This is a genomic window from Streptomyces sp. Da 82-17, assembly GCF_046098215.1.
Taxonomy (GTDB): domain Bacteria; phylum Actinomycetota; class Actinomycetes; order Streptomycetales; family Streptomycetaceae; genus Streptomyces.
In genome coordinates, this window is record NZ_JBJURH010000007.1 from 166579 (window position 1) to 189290 (window position 22712).

A 22712-nucleotide genomic window follows, 5' to 3' on the forward strand; every position below is an offset into this window, starting at 1 on the left:
CTCCTGCCCGTCACCAGGGGCATGCCCGCACCTGAGCAGAGTCGATTGAACCTCCCTGACCTGGGATTTCTCTTTCGTCGCTCGGTATGGGACCGGTACGCGCGTAGTGAGTCCGAGCCCTCGGAAGGACCCCCTCTTGGCCGCCTCGCGCAACGCCTCGACTGCCAATACGAACAACGGCGCCAGCACCGCCCCGCTGCGCATCTCCTTTGCAAAGATCAAGGAGCCCCTCGAGGTTCCGAACCTGCTCGCGCTGCAGACCGAGAGCTTCGATTGGCTGCTCGGCAACACCGCTTGGCAGAGTCGGGTCGAGGAGGCTCTGGAGTCCGGTCAGGACGTCCCCACCAAGTCCGGTCTGGAGGAGATCTTCGAGGAGATCTCCCCGATCGAGGACTTCTCCGGGTCGATGTCGCTGACCTTCCGCGACCACCGCTTCGAGCCCCCGAAGAACTCGATCGACGAGTGCAAGGAGCGCGACTTCACGTACGCGGCGCCGCTCTTCGTCACCGCCGAGTTCACCAACAACGAGACCGGCGAGATCAAGTCCCAGACGGTCTTCATGGGCGACTTCCCGCTCATGACGAACAAGGGCACCTTCTGCATCAACGGCACCGAGCGTGTCGTCGTGTCGCAGCTCGTTCGTTCGCCGGGTGTGTACTTCGACTCCTCCATCGACAAGACGTCCGACAAGGACATCTTCTCGGCCAAGATCATCCCGTCCCGGGGTGCCTGGCTGGAGATGGAGATCGACAAGCGTGACATGGTCGGCGTCCGTGTCGACCGCAAGCGCAAGCAGTCCGTCACCGTCCTCCTGAAGGCGCTCGGCTGGACCACCGAGCAGATCCTCGAGGAGTTCGGCGAGTACGAGTCCATGCGCGCCACCCTGGAGAAGGACCACACCCAGGGCCAGGACGACGCGCTGCTCGACATCTACCGCAAGCTGCGTCCGGGCGAGCCGCCCACGCGTGAGGCCGCGCAGACGCTGCTCGAGAACCTCTACTTCAACCCGAAGCGCTACGACCTCGCGAAGGTCGGCCGCTACAAGGTGAACAAGAAGCTGGGTGCGGACGCTCCGCTCGACGCGGGCATCCTGACCGTCGAGGACATCATCGCGACGATCAAGTACCTGGTGAAGCTGCACGCCGGTGAGACCGAGACCGTCGGCGACAACGGCCAGTCGGTCGTCGTCGAGACCGACGACATCGACCACTTCGGCAACCGTCGTCTGCGCAACGTCGGCGAGCTCATCCAGAACCAGGTCCGCACGGGTCTGGCTCGTATGGAGCGCGTCGTGCGCGAGCGCATGACGACCCAGGACGTCGAGGCGATCACGCCGCAGACGCTGATCAACATCCGGCCGGTCGTCGCCTCCATCAAGGAGTTCTTCGGCACCAGCCAGCTGTCGCAGTTCATGGACCAGAACAACCCGCTGTCCGGGCTGACGCACAAGCGTCGTCTGTCCGCGCTCGGCCCGGGTGGTCTGTCCCGTGAGCGGGCCGGCTTCGAGGTCCGAGACGTGCACCCGTCTCACTACGGCCGCATGTGCCCGATCGAGACGCCCGAAGGCCCGAACATCGGTCTGATCGGCTCGCTCGCCTCGTACGGCCGCGTCAACGCGTTCGGCTTCGTCGAGACGCCGTACCGCAAGGTCATCGACGGCCAGGTCACCGACGACGTCGACTACCTGACGGCCGACGAGGAGGACCGCTTCGTCATCGCGCAGGCCAACGCCCCGCTGACGGACGACCTCCGCTTCGCCGAGGGCCGCGTCCTGGTCCGCCGCCGCGGCGGTGAGGTCGACTACGTCCCGGGCGGCGACGTCGACTACATGGACGTCTCGCCGCGCCAGATGGTGTCCGTCGCGACCGCGATGATCCCCTTCCTCGAGCACGACGACGCCAACCGTGCCCTCATGGGCGCGAACATGATGCGTCAGGCCGTGCCGCTGATCACCGCCGAGGCCCCGCTCGTCGGCACCGGCATGGAGTACCGCTGCGCGGTCGACGCCGGTGACGTCATCAAGGCCGAGAAGGACGGTGTCGTCCAGGAGGTCTCCGCCGACTACGTGACGGTGGCGAACGACGACGGCACGTACACCACGTACCGCATCGCCAAGTTCTCCCGGTCGAACCAGGGCACGTCGGTCAACCAGAAGGTCGTCGTCGACGAGGGCGCCCGCGTGATCGAGGGCCAGGTCCTGGCCGACGGTCCGGCGACCGAAGAGGGCGAGATGGCCCTCGGCAAGAACCTGCTCGTGGCGTTCATGCCGTGGGAGGGTCACAACTACGAGGACGCGATCATCCTGTCGCAGCGCCTCGTGCAGGACGACGTCCTCTCCTCGATCCACATTGAGGAGCACGAGGTCGACGCCCGTGACACCAAGCTCGGCCCGGAGGAGATCACCCGGGACATCCCGAACGTCTCCGAGGAGGTCCTCGCCGACCTCGACGAGCGCGGCATCATCCGGATCGGTGCCGAGGTCGTCGCCGGCGACATCCTCGTCGGCAAGGTCACGCCCAAGGGTGAGACCGAGCTGACGCCGGAGGAGCGCCTGCTCCGTGCGATCTTCGGTGAGAAGGCCCGCGAGGTCCGTGACACCTCCCTGAAGGTGCCGCACGGCGAGACCGGCAAGGTCATCGGCGTCCGCGTCTTCGACCGCGAAGAGGGCGACGAGCTGCCCCCGGGCGTGAACCAGCTGGTCCGCGTGTACGTGGCGCAGAAGCGCAAGATCACCGACGGTGACAAGCTCGCCGGCCGTCACGGCAACAAGGGCGTCATCTCGAAGATCCTGCCGATCGAGGACATGCCGTTCCTGGAGGACGGCACCCCGGTCGACATCATCCTCAACCCGCTCGGTGTGCCGTCCCGAATGAACCCGGGACAGGTCCTGGAGATCCACCTCGGCTGGCTCGCCAGCCAGGGCTGGGACGTCTCCGGCCTCAGCGACGAGTGGGCGCAGCGCCTGCAGGCCATCGGCGCCGACCAGGTCGCCCCGCGTACGAACGTCGCCACCCCGGTGTTCGACGGTGCGCGTGAGGACGAGCTGGCGGGTCTGATCGAGAACACCATCCCGAACCGCGACGGCGACCGCATGGTCCTCCCGTCCGGCAAGGCGCGGCTGTTCGACGGCCGCTCCGGTGAGCCGTTCCCGGACCCGATCTCCGTCGGCTACATGTACATCCTGAAGCTGCACCACCTGGTCGACGACAAGCTGCACGCCCGCTCGACCGGTCCGTACAGCATGATCACCCAGCAGCCGCTGGGTGGTAAGGCCCAGTTCGGTGGTCAGCGCTTCGGTGAGATGGAGGTGTGGGCGCTCGAGGCTTACGGCGCCGCTTACGCCCTCCAGGAGCTGCTGACGATCAAGTCCGACGACGTGACCGGCCGCGTGAAGGTCTACGAGGCCATCGTCAAGGGCGAGAACATCCCCGAGCCCGGCATCCCCGAGTCCTTCAAGGTGCTCATCAAGGAGATGCAGTCGCTCTGCCTGAACGTGGAGGTGCTGTCGTCGGACGGTATGTCCATCGAGATGCGCGACACGGATGAGGACGTCTTCCGCGCCGCGGAGGAGCTCGGTATCGACCTGTCCCGGCGCGAGCCGAGCAGCGTCGAAGAGGTCTGACGGGCCTGGCGGGGGCTCCTTCCGGGGAGCCCCCGCCATCCCCGGGACCGTTCAGACCATGATTGAGACACGACCCCGAAAGAGGGATTGACGCACAGTGCTCGACGTCAACTTCTTCGACGAGCTGCGGATCGGCCTGGCCACCGCGGACGACATCCGGACCTGGTCGCACGGCGAGGTCAAGAAGCCGGAGACCATCAACTACCGCACCCTCAAGCCCGAGAAGGACGGACTCTTCTGCGAGAAGATCTTCGGTCCGACCCGGGACTGGGAGTGCTACTGCGGCAAGTACAAGCGTGTCCGCTTCAAGGGCATCATCTGTGAGCGCTGCGGCGTCGAGGTCACTCGCGCCAAGGTGCGCCGTGAGCGGATGGGCCACATCGAGCTGGCCGCTCCCGTCACCCACATCTGGTACTTCAAGGGCGTCCCGTCGCGCCTGGGCTACCTCCTCGACCTCGCGCCGAAGGACCTCGAGAAGGTCATCTACTTCGCCGCGTACATGATCACGTTCGTGGACGAGGAGCGTCGTACCCGCGACCTGCCGTCCCTGGAGGCGCACGTCTCCGTCGAGCGTCAGCAGATCGAGAACCGTCGCGACTCCGACCTGGAGGCCCGCGCCAAGAAGCTCGAGACCGACCTGGCCGAGCTCGAGGCCGAGGGCGCCAAGGCCGACGTGCGCCGCAAGGTGCGCGAGGGCGCCGAGCGCGAGATGAAGCAGCTGCGCGACCGCGCCCAGCGCGAGATCGACCGTCTCGACGAGGTGTGGAACCGCTTCAAGAACCTCAAGGTCCAGGACCTCGAGGGCGACGAGCTGCTCTACCGCGAGCTGCGTGACCGCTTCGGCACGTACTTCGACGGCTCCATGGGCGCCGCTGCCCTGCAGAAGCGCCTGGAGTCCTTCGACCTGGACGAGGAGGCCGAGCGCCTCCGCGAGATCATCCGTACCGGCAAGGGCCAGAAGAAGACCCGTGCGCTCAAGCGCCTCAAGGTCGTCTCCGCGTTCCTGCAGACCAGCAACAGCCCCAAGGGCATGGTGCTCGACTGCGTGCCGGTCATCCCGCCGGACCTGCGTCCGATGGTGCAGCTGGACGGTGGCCGCTTCGCGACCTCCGACCTGAACGACCTGTACCGCCGTGTGATCAACCGCAACAACCGTCTGAAGCGTCTGCTCGACCTGGGCGCTCCGGAGATCATCGTCAACAACGAGAAGCGCATGCTTCAGGAGGCTGTTGACGCCCTCTTCGACAACGGTCGTCGCGGTCGCCCGGTCACCGGTCCCGGCAACCGCCCGCTGAAGTCCCTCAGCGACATGCTGAAGGGTAAGCAGGGTCGTTTCCGTCAGAACCTGCTCGGTAAGCGTGTGGACTACTCCGCGCGTTCCGTCATCGTCGTCGGTCCGCAGCTGAAGCTGCACCAGTGCGGTCTGCCGAAGGCCATGGCGCTGGAGCTCTTCAAGCCGTTCGTGATGAAGCGCCTGGTCGACCTGAACCACGCGCAGAACATCAAGAGCGCCAAGCGGATGGTCGAGCGCGGCCGCACGGTCGTGTACGACGTCCTCGAAGAGGTCATCGCCGAGCACCCGGTTCTGCTGAACCGTGCTCCCACCCTGCACCGCCTCGGCATCCAGGCCTTCGAGCCGCAGCTGGTCGAGGGCAAGGCCATTCAGATCCACCCGCTCGTCTGCACCGCGTTCAACGCGGACTTCGACGGTGACCAGATGGCCGTGCACCTGCCGCTGTCCGCGGAGGCGCAGGCCGAGGCCCGCATCCTGATGCTGTCCTCGAACAACATCCTCAAGCCGGCCGACGGCCGTCCGGTCACCATGCCGACCCAGGACATGGTGCTCGGCCTCTTCTTCCTGACCACGGACGAGGAGGAGCGCGAGGTCGTCGGTGAGGGCCGGTCCTTCGGCTCCACGGCCGAGGCGATCATGGCGTTCGACGCCCGTGAGCTCTCGCTGCAGGCGAAGGTCGACATCCGCTTCCCGGTGGGCACCATCCCGCCGCGCGGCTGGACCCCGCCGGCCGCGGAGGAGGGCGAGCCGGAGTACCAGACGGGCGACAGCTTCCGGCTGCGTACGACCCTGGGCCGCGCGCTCTTCAACGAGCTGCTGCCCGAGGACTACCCGTTCGTCGACTACTCGGTGGGCAAGAAGCAGCTCTCCGAGATCGTCAACGACCTGGCGGAGCGCTACCCCAAGGTGATCGTGGCGGCGACGCTCGACAACCTGAAGGCGGCCGGCTTCTACTGGGCGACCCGTTCCGGTGTCACCGTGGCCATCTCCGACGTCGTCGTCCCCGAGGCGAAGAAGGAGATCGTCGCTTCGTACGAGGCTCAGGACGAGAAGGTCCAGAAGCAGTACGAGCGCGGTCTGATCACCAAGGACGAGCGCACCAACGAGCTCATCACCATCTGGACCCGCGCGACCAACGAGGTCGCCGAGGCGATGAACGCGAACTTCCCGAAGACCAACCCCATCTACATGATGGTGAACTCGGGTGCTCGCGGAAACATGATGCAGATGCGTCAGATCGCCGGTATGCGTGGTCTGGTGTCCAACGCCAAGAACGAGACCATCCCGCGTCCGATCAAGGCGTCGTTCCGTGAGGGCCTGTCCGTACTGGAGTACTTCATCTCCACGCACGGTGCCCGTAAGGGTCTGGCGGACACCGCCCTTCGTACCGCCGACTCCGGTTACCTGACGCGTCGTCTGGTGGACGTCTCCCAGGACGTCATCATCCGCGAGGAGGACTGTGGCACCGACCGCGGTCTGAAGCTGCGGATCGCCGAGAAGGGCGCCGACGGTGTGCTGCGGAAGGCCGAGGACGTCGAGACCTCGGTGTACGCCCGCATGCTCGCCGAGGACGTCGTCGTCGACGGCAAGGTCATCGCGCCGGCCAACGTCGACCTCGGTGACGTGCTCATCGACGCGCTGGTCGCCAACGGCGTGGAGGAGGTCAAGACCCGCTCGGTCCTGACCTGTGAGTCCGCGGTCGGCACGTGTGCGTACTGCTACGGCCGTTCGCTGGCCACCGGCAAGCTGGTCGACATCGGTGAGGCGGTCGGCATCATCGCCGCCCAGTCCATCGGTGAGCCCGGCACGCAGCTGACGATGCGTACCTTCCACACCGGTGGTGTGGCCGGTGACGACATCACCCAGGGTCTGCCCCGTGTCGTCGAGCTCTTCGAGGCTCGTACGCCGAAGGGTGTCGCCCCGATCTCCGAGGCCGCGGGCCGCGTCCGCATCGAGGAGACCGAGAAGACAAAGAAGATCATCGTCACCCCGGACGACGGCAGCGACGAGACGGCGTACCCGATCTCGAAGCGCGCCCGGCTCCAGGTGGCCGAGGGCGATCACGTCGAGGTGGGCCAGAAGCTCACCGTGGGTGCCACCAACCCGCACGACGTGCTCCGGATCCTCGGTCAGCGCGCGGTCCAGGTCCACCTGGTCGGCGAGGTCCAGAAGGTCTACAACTCGCAGGGTGTGTCGATCCACGACAAGCACATCGAGATCATCATCCGGCAGATGCTGCGCCGCGTGACGATCATCGAGTCGGGCGACGCCGAGCTCCTGCCCGGCGAGCTGGTCGAGCGCTCGAAGTTCGAGCACGAGAACCGTCGTGTGGTCCAGGAGGGCGGCCACCCGGCCTCCGGTCGTCCGCAGCTGATGGGTATCACCAAGGCCTCGCTGGCGACGGAGTCCTGGCTGTCGGCCGCCTCCTTCCAGGAGACGACCCGAGTCCTGACGGACGCGGCGATCAACGCCAAGTCCGACAGCCTCATCGGGCTCAAGGAGAACGTCATCATCGGTAAGCTCATCCCGGCCGGTACGGGCCTGTCCCGCTACCGCAACATCCGGGTCGAGCCGACCGAGGAGGCCAAGGCCGCGATGTACTCGGCCGTCGGCTACGACGACATCGACTACTCGCCGTTCGGCACCGGCTCCGGCCAGGCCGTCCCGCTGGAGGACTACGACTACGGTCCGTACAACCAGTGAGCGAGCAGCTCTAGTTGAAGGGCGGTCACCCCTTGGGGGTGGCCGCCTTTCGGCGTCGTGGGGGAGGGGTGCCGGTCCGGCCGTCGTACGCGCCCGCGGGCGCCGTGAGGCGCGTTCAGGAGGGCCGGCACGGGCGCGGTGAAGGAAAAGCGGAAGGGCTCGCTCAGGTAAGCCGTGGCAAGGGACAAGTCCGGCGTGTCGCGCGCCATCGCATTTGTTTTGACCCAGCTCCGTGAGGTAGGTACGCTCAGACCTTGTGCCTGGGGTGTGCCTGGGCTCCCGCGCGTGCCGATGTCCGCGCGGTGAGTTTCGATCAAGGTCACACCGCAATCCGTGCCCCTCTCGCCGTAAGGCAGGAGTCTGCGGGATTCGACACACCCGACCGCGTGGGTCGGCAAAGTTCCAGGTTAGCTTTACTCATACGGCACACAGAAACCGGAGAAGTAGTGCCTACGATCCAGCAGCTGGTCCGTAAGGGCCGGCAGGACAAGGTCGAAAAGACGAAGACGCCGGCTCTTGAGGCTTCGCCTCAGCGTCGTGGCGTCTGCACGCGTGTGTTCACCACCACCCCCAAGAAGCCGAACTCGGCGCTGCGGAAGGTCGCGCGTGTGCGTCTGACCTCGGGCATCGAGGTCACGGCCTACATCCCGGGTGAGGGGCACAACCTGCAGGAGCACTCCATCGTGCTCGTGCGTGGCGGTCGTGTGAAGGACCTGCCGGGTGTTCGCTACAAGATCATCCGTGGTGCGCTCGACACCCAGGCGGTCAAGAACCGCAAGCAGGCCCGCAGCCGCTACGGCGCCAAGAAGGAGAAGTAAGAATGCCTCGTAAGGGCCCCGCCCCGAAGCGCCCGGTCATCATCGACCCGGTCTACGGTTCTCCTCTGGTGACGTCGCTCATCAACAAGGTGCTGCTGAACGGCAAGCGCTCCACCGCCGAACGCATTGTGTACGGCGCCATGGAGGGCCTGCGTGAGAAGACGGGCAACGACCCGATCATCACCCTGAAGCGTGCGCTTGAGAACATCAAGCCCACCCTCGAGGTCAAGTCCCGCCGTGTCGGTGGTGCGACCTACCAGGTGCCGATCGAGGTCAAGCCCGGCCGCGCCAACACCCTCGCCCTCCGCTGGCTCGTCGGCTACTCGCGCGCTCGTCGCGAGAAGACGATGACCGAGCGTCTGATGAACGAGCTGCTCGACGCCTCCAACGGCCTCGGCGCTGCCGTGAAGAAGCGCGAGGACACGCACAAGATGGCCGAGTCCAACAAGGCCTTCGCGCACTACCGCTGGTAGTCGCAACCCACATCGAGACCGAGAGAAGACTGAAGCCTTATGGCTACCACTTCGCTTGACCTGGCCAAGGTGCGCAACATCGGCATCATGGCCCACATCGACGCGGGCAAGACGACGACCACCGAGCGGATCCTGTTCTACACCGGTGTTTCGTACAAGATCGGTGAGGTCCACGACGGCGCTGCCACGATGGACTGGATGGAGCAGGAGCAGGAGCGTGGTATCACCATCACCTCCGCTGCCACCACCTGTCACTGGCCGCTCGAGAACGTCGACCACACCATCAACATCATCGACACCCCCGGGCACGTCGACTTCACCGTCGAGGTGGAGCGTTCGCTGCGCGTCCTGGACGGTGCCGTGACGGTGTTCGACGGTGTCGCCGGTGTCGAGCCCCAGTCCGAGACTGTCTGGCGTCAGGCGGACCGCTACGGCGTGCCGCGCATCTGCTTCGTCAACAAGCTCGACCGCACGGGTGCCGAGTTCCACCGCTGCGTCGACATGATCGTCGACCGCCTGGGTGCGACCCCGATCGTCATGCAGCTGCCCATCGGCGCTGAGGCGGACTTCAAGGGCGTCGTCGACCTGGTGACGATGAAGGCGTACGTCTGGTCGGCCGAGGCCGCCAAGGGCGAGGCCTACGACACCATCGACATCCCGGCCACGCACACCGAGGCCGCCGACGAGTGGCGCGGCAAGCTCCTCGAGACCGTCGCCGAGAACGACGAAGAGATGATGGAGCTGTACCTGGAGGGCACCGAGCCCACCGTGGAGCAGCTGTACGCGGCCATCCGCCGCATCACCATCGCCTCCGGCAAGGGCGGCGGCACGACCGTCACCCCCGTGTTCTGCGGCACCGCGTTCAAGAACAAGGGCGTTCAGCCCCTGCTCGACGCCGTCGTGCGTTACCTGCCGTCGCCCCTGGACGTCGAGGCCATCGAGGGCCAGGACCCCAAGGACGCCGAGAAGGTCATCGCTCGCAAGCCGTCCGACTCCGAGCCGCTGGCCGCCCTCGCGTTCAAGATCGCGAGCGACCCGCACCTCGGCAAGCTCACCTTCATCCGGGTCTACTCGGGTCGCCTGGAGGCCGGCACCGCGGTGCTGAACTCCGTCAAGGGCAAGAAGGAGCGCATCGGCAAGATCTACCGCATGCACGCGAACAAGCGTGAGGAGATCGACTCGGTGGGCGCCGGCGACATCGTCGCCGTCATGGGCCTGAAGCAGACCACCACCGGTGAGACGCTGTGCGACGACAAGAACCCGGTCATCCTGGAGTCCATGGACTTCCCGGCGCCGGTGATCCAGGTCGCCATCGAGCCCAAGTCCAAGGGTGACCAGGAGAAGCTGGGTGTCGCCATCCAGCGTCTCGCGGAGGAGGACCCCTCCTTCCAGGTGCACTCGGACGAGGAGACCGGCCAGACCATCATCGGTGGTATGGGCGAGCTCCACCTCGACGTCCTGGTCGACCGCATGAAGCGGGAGTTCAAGGTCGAGGCCAACGTCGGCAAGCCGCAGGTCGCGTACCGCGAGACGATCCGCAAGGCCGTCGAGCGCGTGGACTTCACGCACAAGAAGCAGACCGGTGGTACCGGTCAGTTCGCGAAGGTCCAGATCGCGATCGAGCCCATCGAGGGCGGCGACTCGTCGTACGAGTTCGTCAACAAGGTCACCGGTGGCCGCATCCCCAAGGAGTACATCCCCTCGGTGGACGCGGGTGCGCAGGAGGCCATGCAGTTCGGCATCCTGGCGGGCTACGAGATGACGGGCGTCCGCGTCACGCTCATCGACGGTGCCTACCACGAGGTCGACTCCTCCGAGCTGGCGTTCAAGATCGCCGGTTCGCAGGCCTTCAAGGAGGCCGCGCGCAAGGCCAGCCCTGTGCTGCTCGAGCCGATGATGGCCGTCGAGGTCACCACGCCCGAGGACTACATGGGTGAGGTCATCGGCGACATCAACTCCCGCCGTGGCAACATCCAGGCCATGGAGGACCGCGCCGGCGCCCGCGTCGTGAAGGGCCTCGTGCCGCTTTCGGAGATGTTCGGCTACGTCGGAGACCTCCGCAGCAAGACCTCGGGTCGCGCAAGCTACTCGATGCAGTTCGACTCCTACGCCGAGGTTCCCCGGAACGTCGCCGAGGAGATCATCGCGAAGGCCAAGGGCGAGTAACTCACCCGAGTTCACGCTTTAGGCTTGTCACCGGAGCCTGCTGGGGCATTCCGTCCGATTCCGTGACGGAGTGCCCCGGGCCCCGGCATCCCAGCAAAGATCACCTGGCGCCGATGAGTAAGGCGTACCAGAACCACTCCACAGGAGGACCCAGTGGCGAAGGCGAAGTTCGAGCGGACTAAGCCGCACGTCAACATCGGCACCATCGGTCACATTGACCACGGTAAGACGACCCTCACGGCCGCCATTACCAAGGTGCTGCACGACGCGTACCCGGACCTGAACGAGGCCTCGGCCTTCGACCAGATCGACAAGGCTCCTGAGGAGCGCCAGCGCGGTATCACCATCTCCATCGCGCACGTCGAGTACCAGACCGAGGCGCGTCACTACGCCCACGTCGACTGCCCGGGTCACGCGGACTACATCAAGAACATGATCACGGGTGCCGCGCAGATGGACGGCGCCATCCTCGTGGTCGCCGCCACCGACGGCCCGATGCCGCAGACCAAGGAGCACGTGCTCCTGGCCCGCCAGGTCGGCGTTCCGTACATCGTGGTCGCCCTGAACAAGGCCGACATGGTGGACGACGAGGAGATCCTGGAGCTCGTCGAGCTCGAGGTCCGTGAGCTCCTCTCCGAGTACGAGTTCCCGGGCGACGACGTTCCGGTCGTCAAGGTCTCGGCTCTGAAGGCCCTCGAGGGCGACAAGGAGTGGGGCAACTCCGTCCTCGAGCTCATGAACGCCGTCGACACCGCGATTCCGGAGCCGGAGCGCGACGTCGACAAGCCGTTCCTCATGCCGATCGAGGACGTCTTCACGATCACCGGTCGCGGTACGGTCGTCACCGGCCGTATCGAGCGTGGTGTCCTGAAGGTCAACGAGACCGTCGACATCATCGGCATCAAGCAGGAGAAGACCACCACCACGGTCACCGGCATCGAGATGTTCCGGAAGCTCCTCGACGAGGGCCAGGCCGGTGAGAACGTCGGTCTGCTCCTCCGCGGCATCAAGCGCGAGGACGTCGAGCGCGGCCAGGTCATCATCAAGCCGGGCTCGGTCACCCCGCACACCGAGTTCGAGGCCCAGGCCTACATCCTGTCCAAGGACGAGGGTGGCCGCCACACGCCGTTCTTCAACAACTACCGTCCGCAGTTCTACTTCCGTACGACTGACGTGACCGGTGTTGTGGAGCTCCCCGAGGGCACCGAGATGGTCATGCCCGGCGACAACACTGAGATGAAGGTTCAGCTCATCCAGCCCGTCGCCATGGAGGAGGGCCTGAAGTTCGCCATCCGTGAGGGTGGCCGGACCGTGGGCGCCGGCCAGGTCACCAAGATCATCAAGTAATTGATGCTCTGACCTGGTAGCTCCCTGGAGCTACAGCTCAAGTCGAAGCCCCCGCACGCCAGTTGGTGTGCGGGGGCTTCGGCCGTTCTTCAACTGTTCGGCGGGGTGCCGGGTTTGACAAGACCCCCTTGAGGGGTACGCTTCCGGGCCCCGATTGGCGCCCGGTGCGACCCATATGGCACACTGTCCAGGTTGCTCGGTTGAGTGCCGATGCTGCGCGCCTCCCGCCGGGAGGACCGGAAGCGAGTCCCACAGTACTCGTCGCCCCAACTGCCTACGGGCAGCGCTGAGGCGGACGTACGGGAATCTTCCGGGAAGCGTCAGCGGGGTGCCTCGGCCAGGCACCCGGTGGAATTTCTTTCCTCGGCCGCGGTCCTCGGGCCCGCACCCCCTAGCAGGGAAATCCTTAGGGAGATCCGTGTCAGCGAGGTTGCGACACGCCCGACCGCGTGGGTCGGAGAAGAGTGCAAGGTCTGCCGGGTTCCAGAGCGTTACGAGACAAAGGACTACACAGTAGCCATGGCGGGACAGAAGATCCGCATCCGGCTCAAGGCCTACGACCACGAGGTCATCGACAGCTCGGCGAAGAAGATCGTCGAGACGGTGACCCGCACTGGTGCGTCGGTCGCGGGCCCGGTGCCGCTGCCCACTGAGAAGAACGTGTACTGCGTCATCAAGTCGCCGCACAAGTACAAGGACTCGCGCGAGCACTTCGAGATGCGCACGCACAAGCGCCTGATCGACATTCTCGACCCGACGCCCAAGACCGTTGACTCCCTGATGCGACTCGACCTCCCGGCCGGTGTCGACATCGAGATCAAGCTCTGAGGGCCGGTGATCTGAGAATGGCTAAGCAGATCAAGGGCATCCTGGGCGAGAAGCTCGGCATGACGCAGGTCTGGGACGACAACAACCGCGTTGTCCCGGTCACCGTCGTCAAGGCCGGCCCGAACGTCGTGACCCAGGTCCGTACGAACGACACTGACGGCTACGAGTCGGTCCAGATCGCCTTCGGCGAGATCGACCCGCGCAAGGTGAACAAGCCCCTCAAGGGCCACTTCGCCAAGGCCGACGTGACCCCGCGCCGCCACCTGGTGGAGCTCCGCACCTCCGACGCCAGCGAGTACACGCTCGGCCAGGAGATCACTGCCGATGTGTTCGAGTCCGGCGTCAAGGTCGACGTCACGGGCAAGACCAAGGGCAAGGGCTTCGCCGGTGTCATGAAGCGTCACAACTTCAAGGGCGGCAAGTCCTCCCACGGTGCCCACCGTGTGCACCGTATGCCCGGTTCCATCGGTGGCTGCGCCACCCCCGGTCGTGTCTTCAAGGGCATGCGGATGGCCGGTCGCATGGGCAACGAGCGGGTCACCACCCAGAACCTGACCGTCCACGCCGTTGACGCGGAGAAGGGTCTGCTGCTCATCAAGGGCGCGGTTCCTGGTCCGAACGGCGGCCTCGTCCTGGTCCGTACCGCGGCCAAGGGGGCCTGAGGTAACCGATGAGCACCATTGACATCCTTTCGCCCGCTGGCGACAAGGCCGGTAGCGTCGAGCTCCCCGCGGAGATCTTCGACGCCAAGGTCAGCGTTCCGCTGATCCACCAGGTCGTCGTCGCGCAGCTGGCCGCGGCCCGTCAGGGCACGCACAAGACCAAGACCCGCGGCGAAGTCCGTGGCGGTGGCAAGAAGCCTTACCGCCAGAAGGGCACCGGCCGCGCGCGCCAGGGTTCGACCCGTGCGCCGCAGTTCGCCGGCGGTGGCGTTGTCCACGGCCCCGTGCCGCGTGACTACTCGCAGCGGACCCCGAAGAAGATGAAGGCCGCCGCCCTGCGCGGTGCCCTCACCGACCGGGCCCGTCACAACCGCATCCACGTCGTGTCCGACGTGGTGGCGGGCGACGTCTCCACCAAGGCCGCCAAGTCCCTGCTGGGCAAGGTCAGCGAGCGCAAGAACGTGCTCCTGGTCGTCACCCGTGAGGACGAGAAGGCCCTGCTGTCGGCTCGCAACCTGCCCCAGGTGCACATCCTGGAGCCGGGCCAGCTGAACACGTACGACGTGCTCGTCTCGGACGACGTGGTCTTCACCAAGGCCGCCTTCGACTCCTTCGTCGCTGGCCCCAAGGCCGCTGAGACCGAAGGGAGCGAGGCCTGATGACTGAGGCCGTCGTCACCAGCAAGACCTTCACCGACCCGCGCGACGTTCTCGTCAAGCCGGTTGTTTCGGAGAAGAGCTACGCCCTCCTCGACGAGAACAAGTACACGTTCATCGTCGACCCGCGTGCCAACAAGACCCAGATCAAGCAGGCCGTCGAGGCGGTCTTCTCGGTCAAGGTCACCGGGGTCAACACGATCAACCGGCAGGGCAAGCGCAAGCGCACCCGCACCGGTTTCGGCAAGCGCGCCAACACCAAGCGCGCCATCGTGACCCTCGCCGAGGGCGACCGTATCGACATCTTCGGCCAGGCCTCCTAACGGAGCGCCCTGGTCCGATATCGGACGAGGACTGAGAAATGGGAATCCGCAAGTACAAGCCGACGACGCCGGGCCGCCGTGGCTCCTCCGTCGCCGACTTCGTCGAGATCACGCGGTCCACGCCGGAGAAGTCGCTGGTCCGCCCCCTGCACAGCAAGGGCGGCCGTAACAATTCCGGTCGTGTGACCGTCCGTCACCAGGGCGGTGGCCACAAGCGCGCCTACCGCGTGATCGACTTCCGTCGTCACGACAAGGACGGCGTGCCGGCGAAGGTCGCGCACATCGAGTACGACCCGAACCGCACCGCGCGCATCGCGCTGCTGCACTACGCAGACGGCGAGAAGCGCTACATCATCGCTCCGCGTGGCCTGAACCAGGGCGACCGGATCGAGAACGGCCCCGGCGCCGACATCAAGCCCGGTAACAACCTGGCGCTCCGCAACATCCCGGTCGGTACCACGATCCACGCGATCGAGCTCCGTCCCGGTGGTGGCGCGAAGTTCGCCCGCTCCGCGGGTGCCTCCGTGCAGCTGCTCGCGAAGGAGGGCTCGATGGCCCACCTCCGCATGCCGTCCGGAGAGATCCGTCTGGTCGACGTCCGCTGCCGCGCCACCATCGGCGAGGTCGGCAACGCCGAGCAGTCGAACATCAACTGGGGTAAGGCCGGCCGTAAGCGCTGGCTGGGCGTCCGTCCCACCGTTCGCGGTGTCGTGATGAACCCGGTTGACCACCCGCACGGTGGTGGTGAGGGCAAGACCTCCGGTGGTCGTCACCCGGTCTCGCCCTGGGGCAAGAAGGAAGGCCGTACTCGTTCGCCCAAGAAGGCGTCGAACAAGTACATCGTCCGCCGCCGCAAGACGAACAAGAAGCGCTAAGGACGGGTTGAGATGCCTCGTAGCCTGAAGAAGGGGCCCTTCGTCGACGACCACCTGATCAAGAAGGTGGACGCCCAGAACGAAGCCGGCACCAAGAACGTCATCAAGACCTGGTCCCGACGCTCCATGATCGTGCCGGCCATGCTCGGCCACACGCTCGCGGTGCACAACGGCAAGACCCACATCCCGGTGTTCGTCACCGAGTCGATGGTCGGCCACAAGCTCGGCGAGTTTGCGCCGACCCGCACCTTCCGCGGCCACGTCAAGGACGACCGCAAGTCGAAGCGTCGCTGACGAGGCGGGTGCAAAGACTGATGAAGAACACCGAAGGGACAACCATGGAAGCCAGGGCCCAGGCGCGGTACATCCGCGTCACGCCCATGAAGGCCCGCCGTGTGGTGGACCTCATCCGTGGCATGGATGCCACGGAGGCCCAGGCGGTCCTGCGTTTCGCCCCGCAGGCCGCGTCTGTGCCGGTGGGCAAGGTGCTTGACAGCGCCATCGCCAACGCCGCGCACAACTACGACCACACGGACGCCTCCTCGCTGTACATCAGCGAGGCGTACGTCGACGAGGGCCCGACCCTGAAGCGGTTCCGTCCGCGTGCCCAGGGCCGTGCCTACCGGATCCGCAAGCGGACCAGCCACATCACCGTGGTCGTCAGCAGCAAGGAAGGAACCCGGTAATGGGCCAGAAGGTAAACCCGCACGGGTTCCGGCTCGGTGTCACGACCGACTTCAAGTCGCGTTGGTACGCCGACAAGCTGTACAAGGACTACGTCAAGGAAGACGTCGCCATCCGTCGGATGATGACGTCCGGCATGGAGCGCGCCGGCATCTCGAAGGTGGAGATCGAGCGCACCCGTGACCGCGTGCGTGTGGACATCCACACCGCCCGTCCCGGCATCGTCATCGGCCGCCGTGGCGCCGAGGCCGACCGCATCCGCGGTGACCTCGAGAAGCTCACGGGCAAGCAGGTCCAGCTGAACATCCTCGAGGTCAAGAACCCCGAGACCGACGCTCAGCTCGTGGCCCAGGCCGTTGCCGAGCAGCTGTCCTCCCGCGTCTCCTTCCGTCGCGCCATGCGCAAGAGCATGCAGTCGGCGATGAAGGCTGGTGCCAAGGGCATCAAGATCCAGTGCGGCGGACGTCTCGGCGGTGCCGAGATGTCGCGCTCGGAGTTCTACCGCGAGGGCCGTGTGCCCCTGCACACGCTCCGCGCGAACGTCGACTACGGCTTCTTCGAGGCCAAGACGACCTTCGGCCGCATCGGCGTGAAGGTCTGGATCTACAAGGGCGACGTCAAGAACATCGCCGAGGTCCGCGCCGAGAACGCCGCTGCCCGCGCCGGCAACCGCCCGGCCCGTGGTGGCAACGACCGCCCGGCCCGTGGCCGTGGTGGCGAGCGTGGCGGTCGCGGCCGCAAGCCGCAGCAGCAGGCTCCCGCCGCCGAGGCCCCCAAGGCCGAGGCTGCCGCCGCTGCTCCGGCTGAGAGCACCGGAACGGAGGCCTGACCGAAATGCTGATCCCCCGTAGGGTCAAGCACCGCAAGCAGCACCACCCGAAGCGCAGCGGTATGTCCAAGGGTGGCACGCAGGTTGCGTTCGGCGAGTACGGCATCCAGGCGCTCACCCCGGCGTATGTGACGAACCGTCAGATCGAGGCCGCTCGTATCGCCATGACGCGTCACATCAAGCGTGGCGGCAAGGTCTGGATCAACATCTACCCGGACCGCCCCCTCACCAAGAAGCCTGCCGAGACCCGCATGGGTTCCGGTAAGGGTTCGCCGGAGTGGTGGGTCGCCAACGTCAAGCCCGGACGCGTGATGTTCGAGCTGTCGTACCCCAACGAGAAGATCGCGCGCGAGGCGCTGACTCGTGCGGCGCACAAGCTGCCGATGAAGTGCAGGATCGTCAAGCGCGAGGCAGGTGAAGTGTGATGTCGGCCGGAACCAAGGCGTCCGAGCTGCGCGAGCTGGGCAACGAGGAGCTTGTCGCCAAGCTTCGCGAGGCCAAGGAAGAGCTGTTCAACCTCCGCTTCCAGGCGGCGACGGGACAGCTCGAGAACCACGGCCGGCTCAAGGCCGTCCGCAAGGACATCGCCCGGATCTACACCCTCATGCGTGAGCGTGAGCTCGGCATCGAGACGGTGGAGAACGCCTGATGAGCGAGAAGAACGTGACTGAAGAGACTGCCGCCCGCGGCTTCCGCAAGACCCGTGAGGGTCTGGTCGTCAGCGACAAGATGGACAAGACCGTCGTCGTCGCTGTCGAGGACCGCGTCAAGCACGCGCTGTACGGCAAGGTCATCCGCCGTACGAACAAGCTCAAGGCACACGACGAGCAGAACGCCGCGGGTGTCGGCGACCGCGTCCTCCTCATGGAGACCCGGCCGCTGTCCGCGACGAAGCGCTGGCGCGTCGTCGAGATCCTCGAGAAGGCCAAGTAATTCTCCGAGGGGCATCCCCCTCGGAGTTCGTTCCGCCAGGCTCCCGGGGCAGTTCGCTGAACTGCCCCGGGGGAACCGGCAGACAATCAGGAGATAGACGTGATCCAGCAGGAGTCGCGGCTCAAGGTCGCCGACAACACGGGTGCGAAGGAAATTCTCACCATCCGTGTTCTCGGTGGCTCGGGTCGCCGCTACGCGGGCATCGGTGACGTCATCGTCGCCACCGTCAAGGACGCGATCCCCGGTGGCAACGTGAAGAAGGGTGACGTCGTCAAGGCGGTCATCGTTCGCACCGTCAAGGAGCGCCGCCGTCCGGACGGCTCGTACATCCGCTTCGACGAGAACGCCGCCGTCATTCTGAAGAACGACGGCGACCCTCGCGGCACCCGTATCTTCGGCCCCGTCGGCCGTGAGCTGCGCGAGAAGAAGTTCATGAAGATCATCTCGCTCGCGCCGGAGGTGCTGTAAGCATGAAGATCAAGAAGGGCGACCTGGTCCAGGTCATCACCGGCAAGGACAAGGGCAAGCAGGGCAAGGTCATTGCCGCTTACCCGCGCGACGAGCGCGTCCTGGTCGAGGGTGTCAACCGGGTCAAGAAGCACACCAAGGCCGGCCCCACGGCCTCCGGCTCGCAGGCCGGTGGCATCGTCACGACCGAGGCGCCGATCCACGTCTCCAACGTCCAGCTGGTCGTTGAGAAGGACGGCAACAAGGTCGTCACGCGCGTCGGTTACCGCTTCGACGACGAGGGCAACAAGATCCGCGTTGCCAAGCGGACGGGTGAGGACATCTGATGGCTACCACCACCACTCCGCGTCTGAAGACGAAGTACCGCGAGGAGATCGCGGGCAAGCTGCGTGACGAGTTCAAGTACGAGAACGTCATGCAGGTTCCCGGCCTCGTGAAGATCGTGGTCAACATGGGTGTGGGCGACGCCGCCCGCGACTCCAAGCTGATCGAGGGCGCCATCCGCGACCTCACCACGATCACCGGTCAGAAGCCGGCCGTCACCAAGGCCCGCAAGTCCATCGCGCAGTTCAAGCTGCGTGAGGGTCAGCCGATCGGTGCCCACGTCACGCTCCGTGGCGACCGCATGTGGGAGTTCCTGGACCGCACCCTGTCGCTCGCGCTGCCGCGCATCCGCGACTTCCGCGGCCTGTCCCCCAAGCAGTTCGACGGCCGTGGCAACTACACCTTCGGTCTCACCGAGCAGGTCATGTTCCACGAGATCGACCAGGACAAGATCGACCGCGTCCGGGGTATGGACATCACCGTGGTCACCACGGCGACCAACGACGACGAGGGCCGTGCCCTTCTGCGTCACCTCGGCTTCCCGTTCAAGGAGGCGTGAGCGAGATGGCGAAGAAGGCTCTGATTGCCAAGGCTGCTCGTAAGCCCAAGTTCGGTGTGCGTGGCTACACCCGCTGCCAGCGCTGCGGCCGCCCGCACTCCGTGTACCGCAAGTTCGGCCTGTGCCGCGTGTGCCTCCGTGAGATGGCTCACCGTGGCGAGCTGCCGGGCGTGACCAAGAGCTCCTGGTAATCCCCTAGTTGGGATTAGCCGGATCTCTCGGTAAGCAAAGGGTCGGCAGATCGCCCTTCCCCGCATGGCTTAGGCTGTGTGGGTTGGGCGTCTGCCGCCCTGACCGACTTACTACGCCGTAGGTCCCCGCGCCGCACCCGTCCTGCCTCTGAGTGGGGAGAGGGATGGCGCATACAGGAAACCCCGGCGAGAGAGGCCGAAGGCCAATTCATGACCATGACTGATCCGATCGCAGACATGCTTACGCGTCTGCGGAACGCGAACTCGGCATACCACGACCAGGTGTCGATGCCGCACTCCAAGATCAAGTCGCACATCGCGGAGATCCTCCAGCAGGAGGGCTTCATCACGGGCTGGAAGGTCGAGGACGCCGAGGTCGGCAAGAACCTCGTTCTCGAGCTGAAGTTCGGCCCGAACCGTGAGCGCTCCATCGCGGGCATCAAGCGGATCTCCAAGCCCGGTCTCCGGGTTTACGCGAAGTCCACCAACCTGCCGAAGGTCCTGGGCGGCCTGGGTGTGGCGATCATCTCCACCTCCCACGGGCTCCTCACCGACAAGCAGGCCGGCAAGAAGGGCGTAGGCGGAGAAGTTCTCGCCTACGTCTGGTAACGGAAGGGAACGGAGGAAACAGCTATGTCGCGTATTGGCAAGCTCCCCATCACGGTTCCCGCCGGCGTGGACGTCACCATCGACGGCCAGACGGTCCAGGTGAAGGGTCCCAAGGGCACCCTGACCCACACCGTCGTGTCGCCGATCGAGATCGCCAAGGGTGAGGACGGCGTCCTGAACGTCACCCGCCCCAACGACGAGCGTCAGAACAAGGCCCTGCACGGCCTGTCCCGCACGCTGGTGGCGAACATGATCACCGGCGTGACCCAGGGTTACGTGAAGAAGCTCGAGATCAGCGGTGTCGGTTACCGCGTCCTGGCGAAGGGCTCCAACCTGGAGTTCTCGCTCGGCTACAGCCACCCGATCCTGATCGAGGCGCCCGAGGGCATCTCGTTCAAGGTCGAGTCGCCGACCAAGTTCTCGGTCGAGGGCATCGACAAGCAGAAGGTCGGCGAGGTTGCGGCCAACATCCGCAAGCTGCGCAAGCCCGACCCGTACAAGGCCAAGGGCGTCAAGTACGAGGGCGAAGTCATCCGCCGCAAGGTCGGAAAGGCGGGTAAGTAAGCCATGGCATACGGGCAGAAGATTCTGAAGGGCGACGCCTACAAGCGTGCTGCCATCAAGCGTCGCCACATCCGTATCCGGAAGAACATCTCCGGTACGGCGGAGCGTCCGCGCCTGGTCGTCACCCGCTCGAACCGCAACATCGTCGCCCAGGTCATCGACGACGTGAAGGGTCACACCCTCGCGTCGGCCTCGACCCTGGACGCTTCGATCCGCGGTGGCGAGGGCGACAAGTCCGCGCAGGCCAAGTCCGTCGGCGCCCTGGTCGCCGAGCGCGCCAAGGCCGCCGGTGTCGAGACCGTCGTGTTCGACCGTGGTGGTAACCAGTACGCCGGGCGCATCGCCGCCCTGGCGGACGCCGCCCGCGAAGCCGGCCTGAAGTTCTGAGCCGGTTCCGTAGCTAGCGGAAACAGAGAGAGGTAATTCCAATGGCTGGACCCCAGCGCCGCGGTGGCGGTGCCGGTGGCGGCGAGCGGCGGGACCGGAAGGGTCGCGACGGTGGCGCTGCTGCCGCCGAGAAGACCGCGTACGTTGAGCGCGTTGTCGCGATCAACCGCGTCGCCAAGGTTGTGAAGGGTGGTCGTCGCTTCAGCTTCACCGCGCTGGTCGTGGTGGGCGACGGTGACGGCACCGTGGGTGTCGGTTACGGCAAGGCCAAGGAGGTGCCGGCCGCCATCGCCAAGGGTGTTGAGGAGGCCAAGAAGCACTTCTTCAAGGTCCCCCGTATCCAGGGCACCATCCCGCACCCGATCCAGGGTGAGAAGGCTGCGGGCGTCGTCCTGCTCAAGCCGGCTTCCCCCGGTACCGGTGTTATCGCCGGTGGCCCGGTGCGTGCCGTGCTCGAGTGCGCCGGCGTTCACGACATCCTGTCGAAGTCGCTCGGCTCCGACAACGCGATCAACATCGTGCACGCGACCGTGGAGGCCCTGAAGGGTCTGCAGCGTCCCGAGGAGATCGCGGCTCGCCGTGGTCTGCCGCTCGAGGACGTCGCCCCCGCGGCTCTGCTGCGTGCGCGTGCCGGGGCTGGTGCGTAATGGCTCAGCTCAAGATCACGCAGGTTAAGTCGTACATCGGCAGCAAGCAGAACCACCGTGACACCCTGCGCACCCTTGGTCTCAAGGGCATCAACACGCAGGTCGTCAAGGAGGACCGCCCCGAGTTCCGCGGCATGGTGCAGACCGTCCGCCACCTCGTGACGGTCGAGGAGGTCGACTGACATGGCGGAGCAGAACCCGCTGAAGGTCCACAACCTCCGTCCCGCCCCGGGCGCCAAGACCGCCAAGACCCGTGTCGGTCGTGGTGAGGCGTCGAAGGGTAAGACGGCCGGTCGTGGTACCAAGGGCACGAAGGCCCGTTACCAGGTTCCGGAGCGCTTCGAGGGTGGCCAGATGCCGCTCCACATGCGCCTCCCGAAGCTGAAGGGCTTCAAGAACCCGTTCAAGACCGAGTACCAGGTCGTGAACCTCGACAAGCTGGCCGCGCTCTACCCCGAGGGTGGAGAGGTCACCGTCGAGGGCCTCGTGGCCAAGGGTGCCGTTCGCAAGAACAGCCTCGTCAAGGTCCTGGGCCAGGGCGAGGTCTCCGTGGCGCTGCAGGTGACGGTCGACGCCGTCTCCGGCTCCGCCAAGGAGAAGATCACCGCCGCGGGCGGTACCGTCACCGAGCTCGTCTGAGTAACTCCGACGAGGTCTCGATGACTTGAACGATCCCACCGGGGATGCCTCACAAAAGGGGCATCCCCGGTTGGTCGTTCCAAGGGGGGCACGTACGCCGGTAAGGTGGCG

General features: G+C 65.9%; 27 protein-coding genes. All 27 read left to right on the top strand.

The window, feature by feature from the left end; translation table 11 throughout:
* The first annotated feature begins 136 nt into the window (after positions 1-136).
* Positions 137-3622: a DNA-directed RNA polymerase subunit beta gene (gene rpoB / locus ACIDOF_RS14445; RefSeq protein WP_409006240.1), complete on the top strand. Its 3486-nt coding sequence runs from the start codon at positions 137-139 to the stop codon at positions 3620-3622.
* A 97-nt stretch (positions 3623-3719) separates the two neighbouring features.
* A complete protein-coding gene (locus ACIDOF_RS14450; protein ID WP_409006241.1) occupies positions 3720-7619 on the top strand; it encodes a DNA-directed RNA polymerase subunit beta' in 3900 nt (1299 codons plus the stop codon).
* A 446-nt stretch (positions 7620-8065) separates the two neighbouring features.
* Positions 8066-8437, top strand: a complete 372-nt coding sequence (rpsL, locus tag ACIDOF_RS14455) for a 30S ribosomal protein S12 (RefSeq protein WP_007265893.1) — start codon at positions 8066-8068, stop codon at positions 8435-8437.
* Positions 8438-8439: 2 nt separating this feature from the next.
* Positions 8440-8910, top strand: coding sequence for a 30S ribosomal protein S7 (gene rpsG, locus ACIDOF_RS14460; RefSeq protein WP_003948651.1), 471 nt, complete (start codon positions 8440-8442; stop codon positions 8908-8910).
* A 39-nt stretch (positions 8911-8949) separates the two neighbouring features.
* Complete coding sequence (gene fusA / locus ACIDOF_RS14465; protein ID WP_409006242.1) at positions 8950-11076, top strand: elongation factor G; 2127 nt, start codon at positions 8950-8952, stop codon at positions 11074-11076.
* Between the two features lie 153 nt (positions 11077-11229).
* Entirely contained in the window at positions 11230-12423 is a 1194-nt protein-coding gene (tuf, locus tag ACIDOF_RS14470) for an elongation factor Tu (protein WP_409006243.1), read from the top strand.
* 519 nt (positions 12424-12942) lie between these two features.
* Positions 12943-13251 carry a 30S ribosomal protein S10 gene (gene rpsJ, locus ACIDOF_RS14475; RefSeq protein WP_003948644.1) on the top strand — a complete coding sequence of 103 codons (309 nt, stop codon included), beginning with the start codon at positions 12943-12945 and terminating at the stop codon, positions 13249-13251.
* A gap of 17 nt (positions 13252-13268) precedes the next feature.
* Positions 13269-13913 carry a 50S ribosomal protein L3 gene (gene rplC / locus ACIDOF_RS14480; RefSeq protein ID WP_409006244.1) on the top strand — a complete coding sequence of 215 codons (645 nt, stop codon included), beginning with the start codon at positions 13269-13271 and terminating at the stop codon, positions 13911-13913.
* 8 nt (positions 13914-13921) lie between these two features.
* Positions 13922-14572: a 50S ribosomal protein L4 gene (gene rplD, locus ACIDOF_RS14485; RefSeq protein ID WP_409006245.1), complete on the top strand. Its 651-nt coding sequence runs from the start codon at positions 13922-13924 to the stop codon at positions 14570-14572.
* Entirely contained in the window at positions 14572-14892 is a 321-nt protein-coding gene (gene rplW, locus ACIDOF_RS14490) for a 50S ribosomal protein L23 (RefSeq protein WP_409006246.1), read from the top strand. The genes rplD and rplW overlap by 1 nt, the downstream gene beginning before the upstream one ends.
* Before the next feature lie 38 nt (positions 14893-14930).
* On the top strand, positions 14931-15767 hold the full coding sequence (rplB, locus tag ACIDOF_RS14495) for a 50S ribosomal protein L2 (protein WP_282546407.1): 837 nt from the start codon (positions 14931-14933) through the stop codon (positions 15765-15767).
* A gap of 12 nt (positions 15768-15779) precedes the next feature.
* Entirely contained in the window at positions 15780-16061 is a 282-nt protein-coding gene (gene rpsS / locus ACIDOF_RS14500; RefSeq protein WP_409006247.1) for a 30S ribosomal protein S19, read from the top strand.
* A gap of 44 nt (positions 16062-16105) precedes the next feature.
* Positions 16106-16453: a 50S ribosomal protein L22 gene (gene rplV / locus ACIDOF_RS14505; RefSeq protein WP_030685471.1), complete on the top strand. Its 348-nt coding sequence runs from the start codon at positions 16106-16108 to the stop codon at positions 16451-16453.
* Positions 16453-17280 carry a 30S ribosomal protein S3 gene (gene rpsC / locus ACIDOF_RS14510; RefSeq protein WP_409006248.1) on the top strand — a complete coding sequence of 276 codons (828 nt, stop codon included), beginning with the start codon at positions 16453-16455 and terminating at the stop codon, positions 17278-17280. The genes rplV and rpsC overlap by 1 nt, the downstream gene beginning before the upstream one ends.
* Before the next feature lie 5 nt (positions 17281-17285).
* The gene (rplP, locus tag ACIDOF_RS14515; protein ID WP_282535570.1) at positions 17286-17705 is read left to right on the top strand and encodes a 50S ribosomal protein L16; all 420 of its coding nucleotides are present in this window, start codon (positions 17286-17288) and stop codon (positions 17703-17705) included.
* Complete coding sequence (gene rpmC / locus ACIDOF_RS14520; protein ID WP_030759371.1) at positions 17705-17929, top strand: 50S ribosomal protein L29; 225 nt, start codon at positions 17705-17707, stop codon at positions 17927-17929. The genes rplP and rpmC overlap by 1 nt, the downstream gene beginning before the upstream one ends.
* The gene (gene rpsQ, locus ACIDOF_RS14525) at positions 17929-18213 is read left to right on the top strand and encodes a 30S ribosomal protein S17 (protein WP_282546404.1); all 285 of its coding nucleotides are present in this window, start codon (positions 17929-17931) and stop codon (positions 18211-18213) included. Before rpmC ends, rpsQ begins: the two co-directional genes overlap by 1 nt.
* A gap of 99 nt (positions 18214-18312) precedes the next feature.
* The gene (gene rplN / locus ACIDOF_RS14530) at positions 18313-18681 is read left to right on the top strand and encodes a 50S ribosomal protein L14 (protein ID WP_409006249.1); all 369 of its coding nucleotides are present in this window, start codon (positions 18313-18315) and stop codon (positions 18679-18681) included.
* A 2-nt stretch (positions 18682-18683) separates the two neighbouring features.
* Positions 18684-19007, top strand: coding sequence for a 50S ribosomal protein L24 (gene rplX, locus ACIDOF_RS14535; protein WP_018543913.1), 324 nt, complete (start codon positions 18684-18686; stop codon positions 19005-19007).
* Positions 19007-19564, top strand: a complete 558-nt coding sequence (rplE, locus tag ACIDOF_RS14540) for a 50S ribosomal protein L5 (RefSeq protein WP_079308657.1) — start codon at positions 19007-19009, stop codon at positions 19562-19564. The genes rplX and rplE overlap by 1 nt, the downstream gene beginning before the upstream one ends.
* A 5-nt stretch (positions 19565-19569) precedes the next feature.
* Complete coding sequence (locus ACIDOF_RS14545) at positions 19570-19755, top strand: type Z 30S ribosomal protein S14 (protein WP_003948630.1); 186 nt, start codon at positions 19570-19572, stop codon at positions 19753-19755.
* 210 nt (positions 19756-19965) lie between these two features.
* Entirely contained in the window at positions 19966-20364 is a 399-nt protein-coding gene (gene rpsH / locus ACIDOF_RS14550; protein ID WP_282511156.1) for a 30S ribosomal protein S8, read from the top strand.
* Between the two features lie 24 nt (positions 20365-20388).
* Complete coding sequence (rplF, locus tag ACIDOF_RS14555; protein ID WP_409006250.1) at positions 20389-20928, top strand: 50S ribosomal protein L6; 540 nt, start codon at positions 20389-20391, stop codon at positions 20926-20928.
* 3 nt (positions 20929-20931) lie between these two features.
* A complete protein-coding gene (rplR, locus tag ACIDOF_RS14560) occupies positions 20932-21315 on the top strand; it encodes a 50S ribosomal protein L18 (RefSeq protein ID WP_409006251.1) in 384 nt (127 codons plus the stop codon).
* Between the two features lie 41 nt (positions 21316-21356).
* Complete coding sequence (gene rpsE, locus ACIDOF_RS14565) at positions 21357-21962, top strand: 30S ribosomal protein S5 (protein WP_030788249.1); 606 nt, start codon at positions 21357-21359, stop codon at positions 21960-21962.
* Positions 21962-22144: a 50S ribosomal protein L30 gene (rpmD, locus tag ACIDOF_RS14570; protein ID WP_345596905.1), complete on the top strand. Its 183-nt coding sequence runs from the start codon at positions 21962-21964 to the stop codon at positions 22142-22144. The genes rpsE and rpmD overlap by 1 nt, the downstream gene beginning before the upstream one ends.
* Position 22145: 1 nt before the next feature.
* Positions 22146-22601 carry a 50S ribosomal protein L15 gene (gene rplO / locus ACIDOF_RS14575; protein WP_409006252.1) on the top strand — a complete coding sequence of 152 codons (456 nt, stop codon included), beginning with the start codon at positions 22146-22148 and terminating at the stop codon, positions 22599-22601.
* Positions 22602-22712 lie beyond the last annotated feature (111 nt).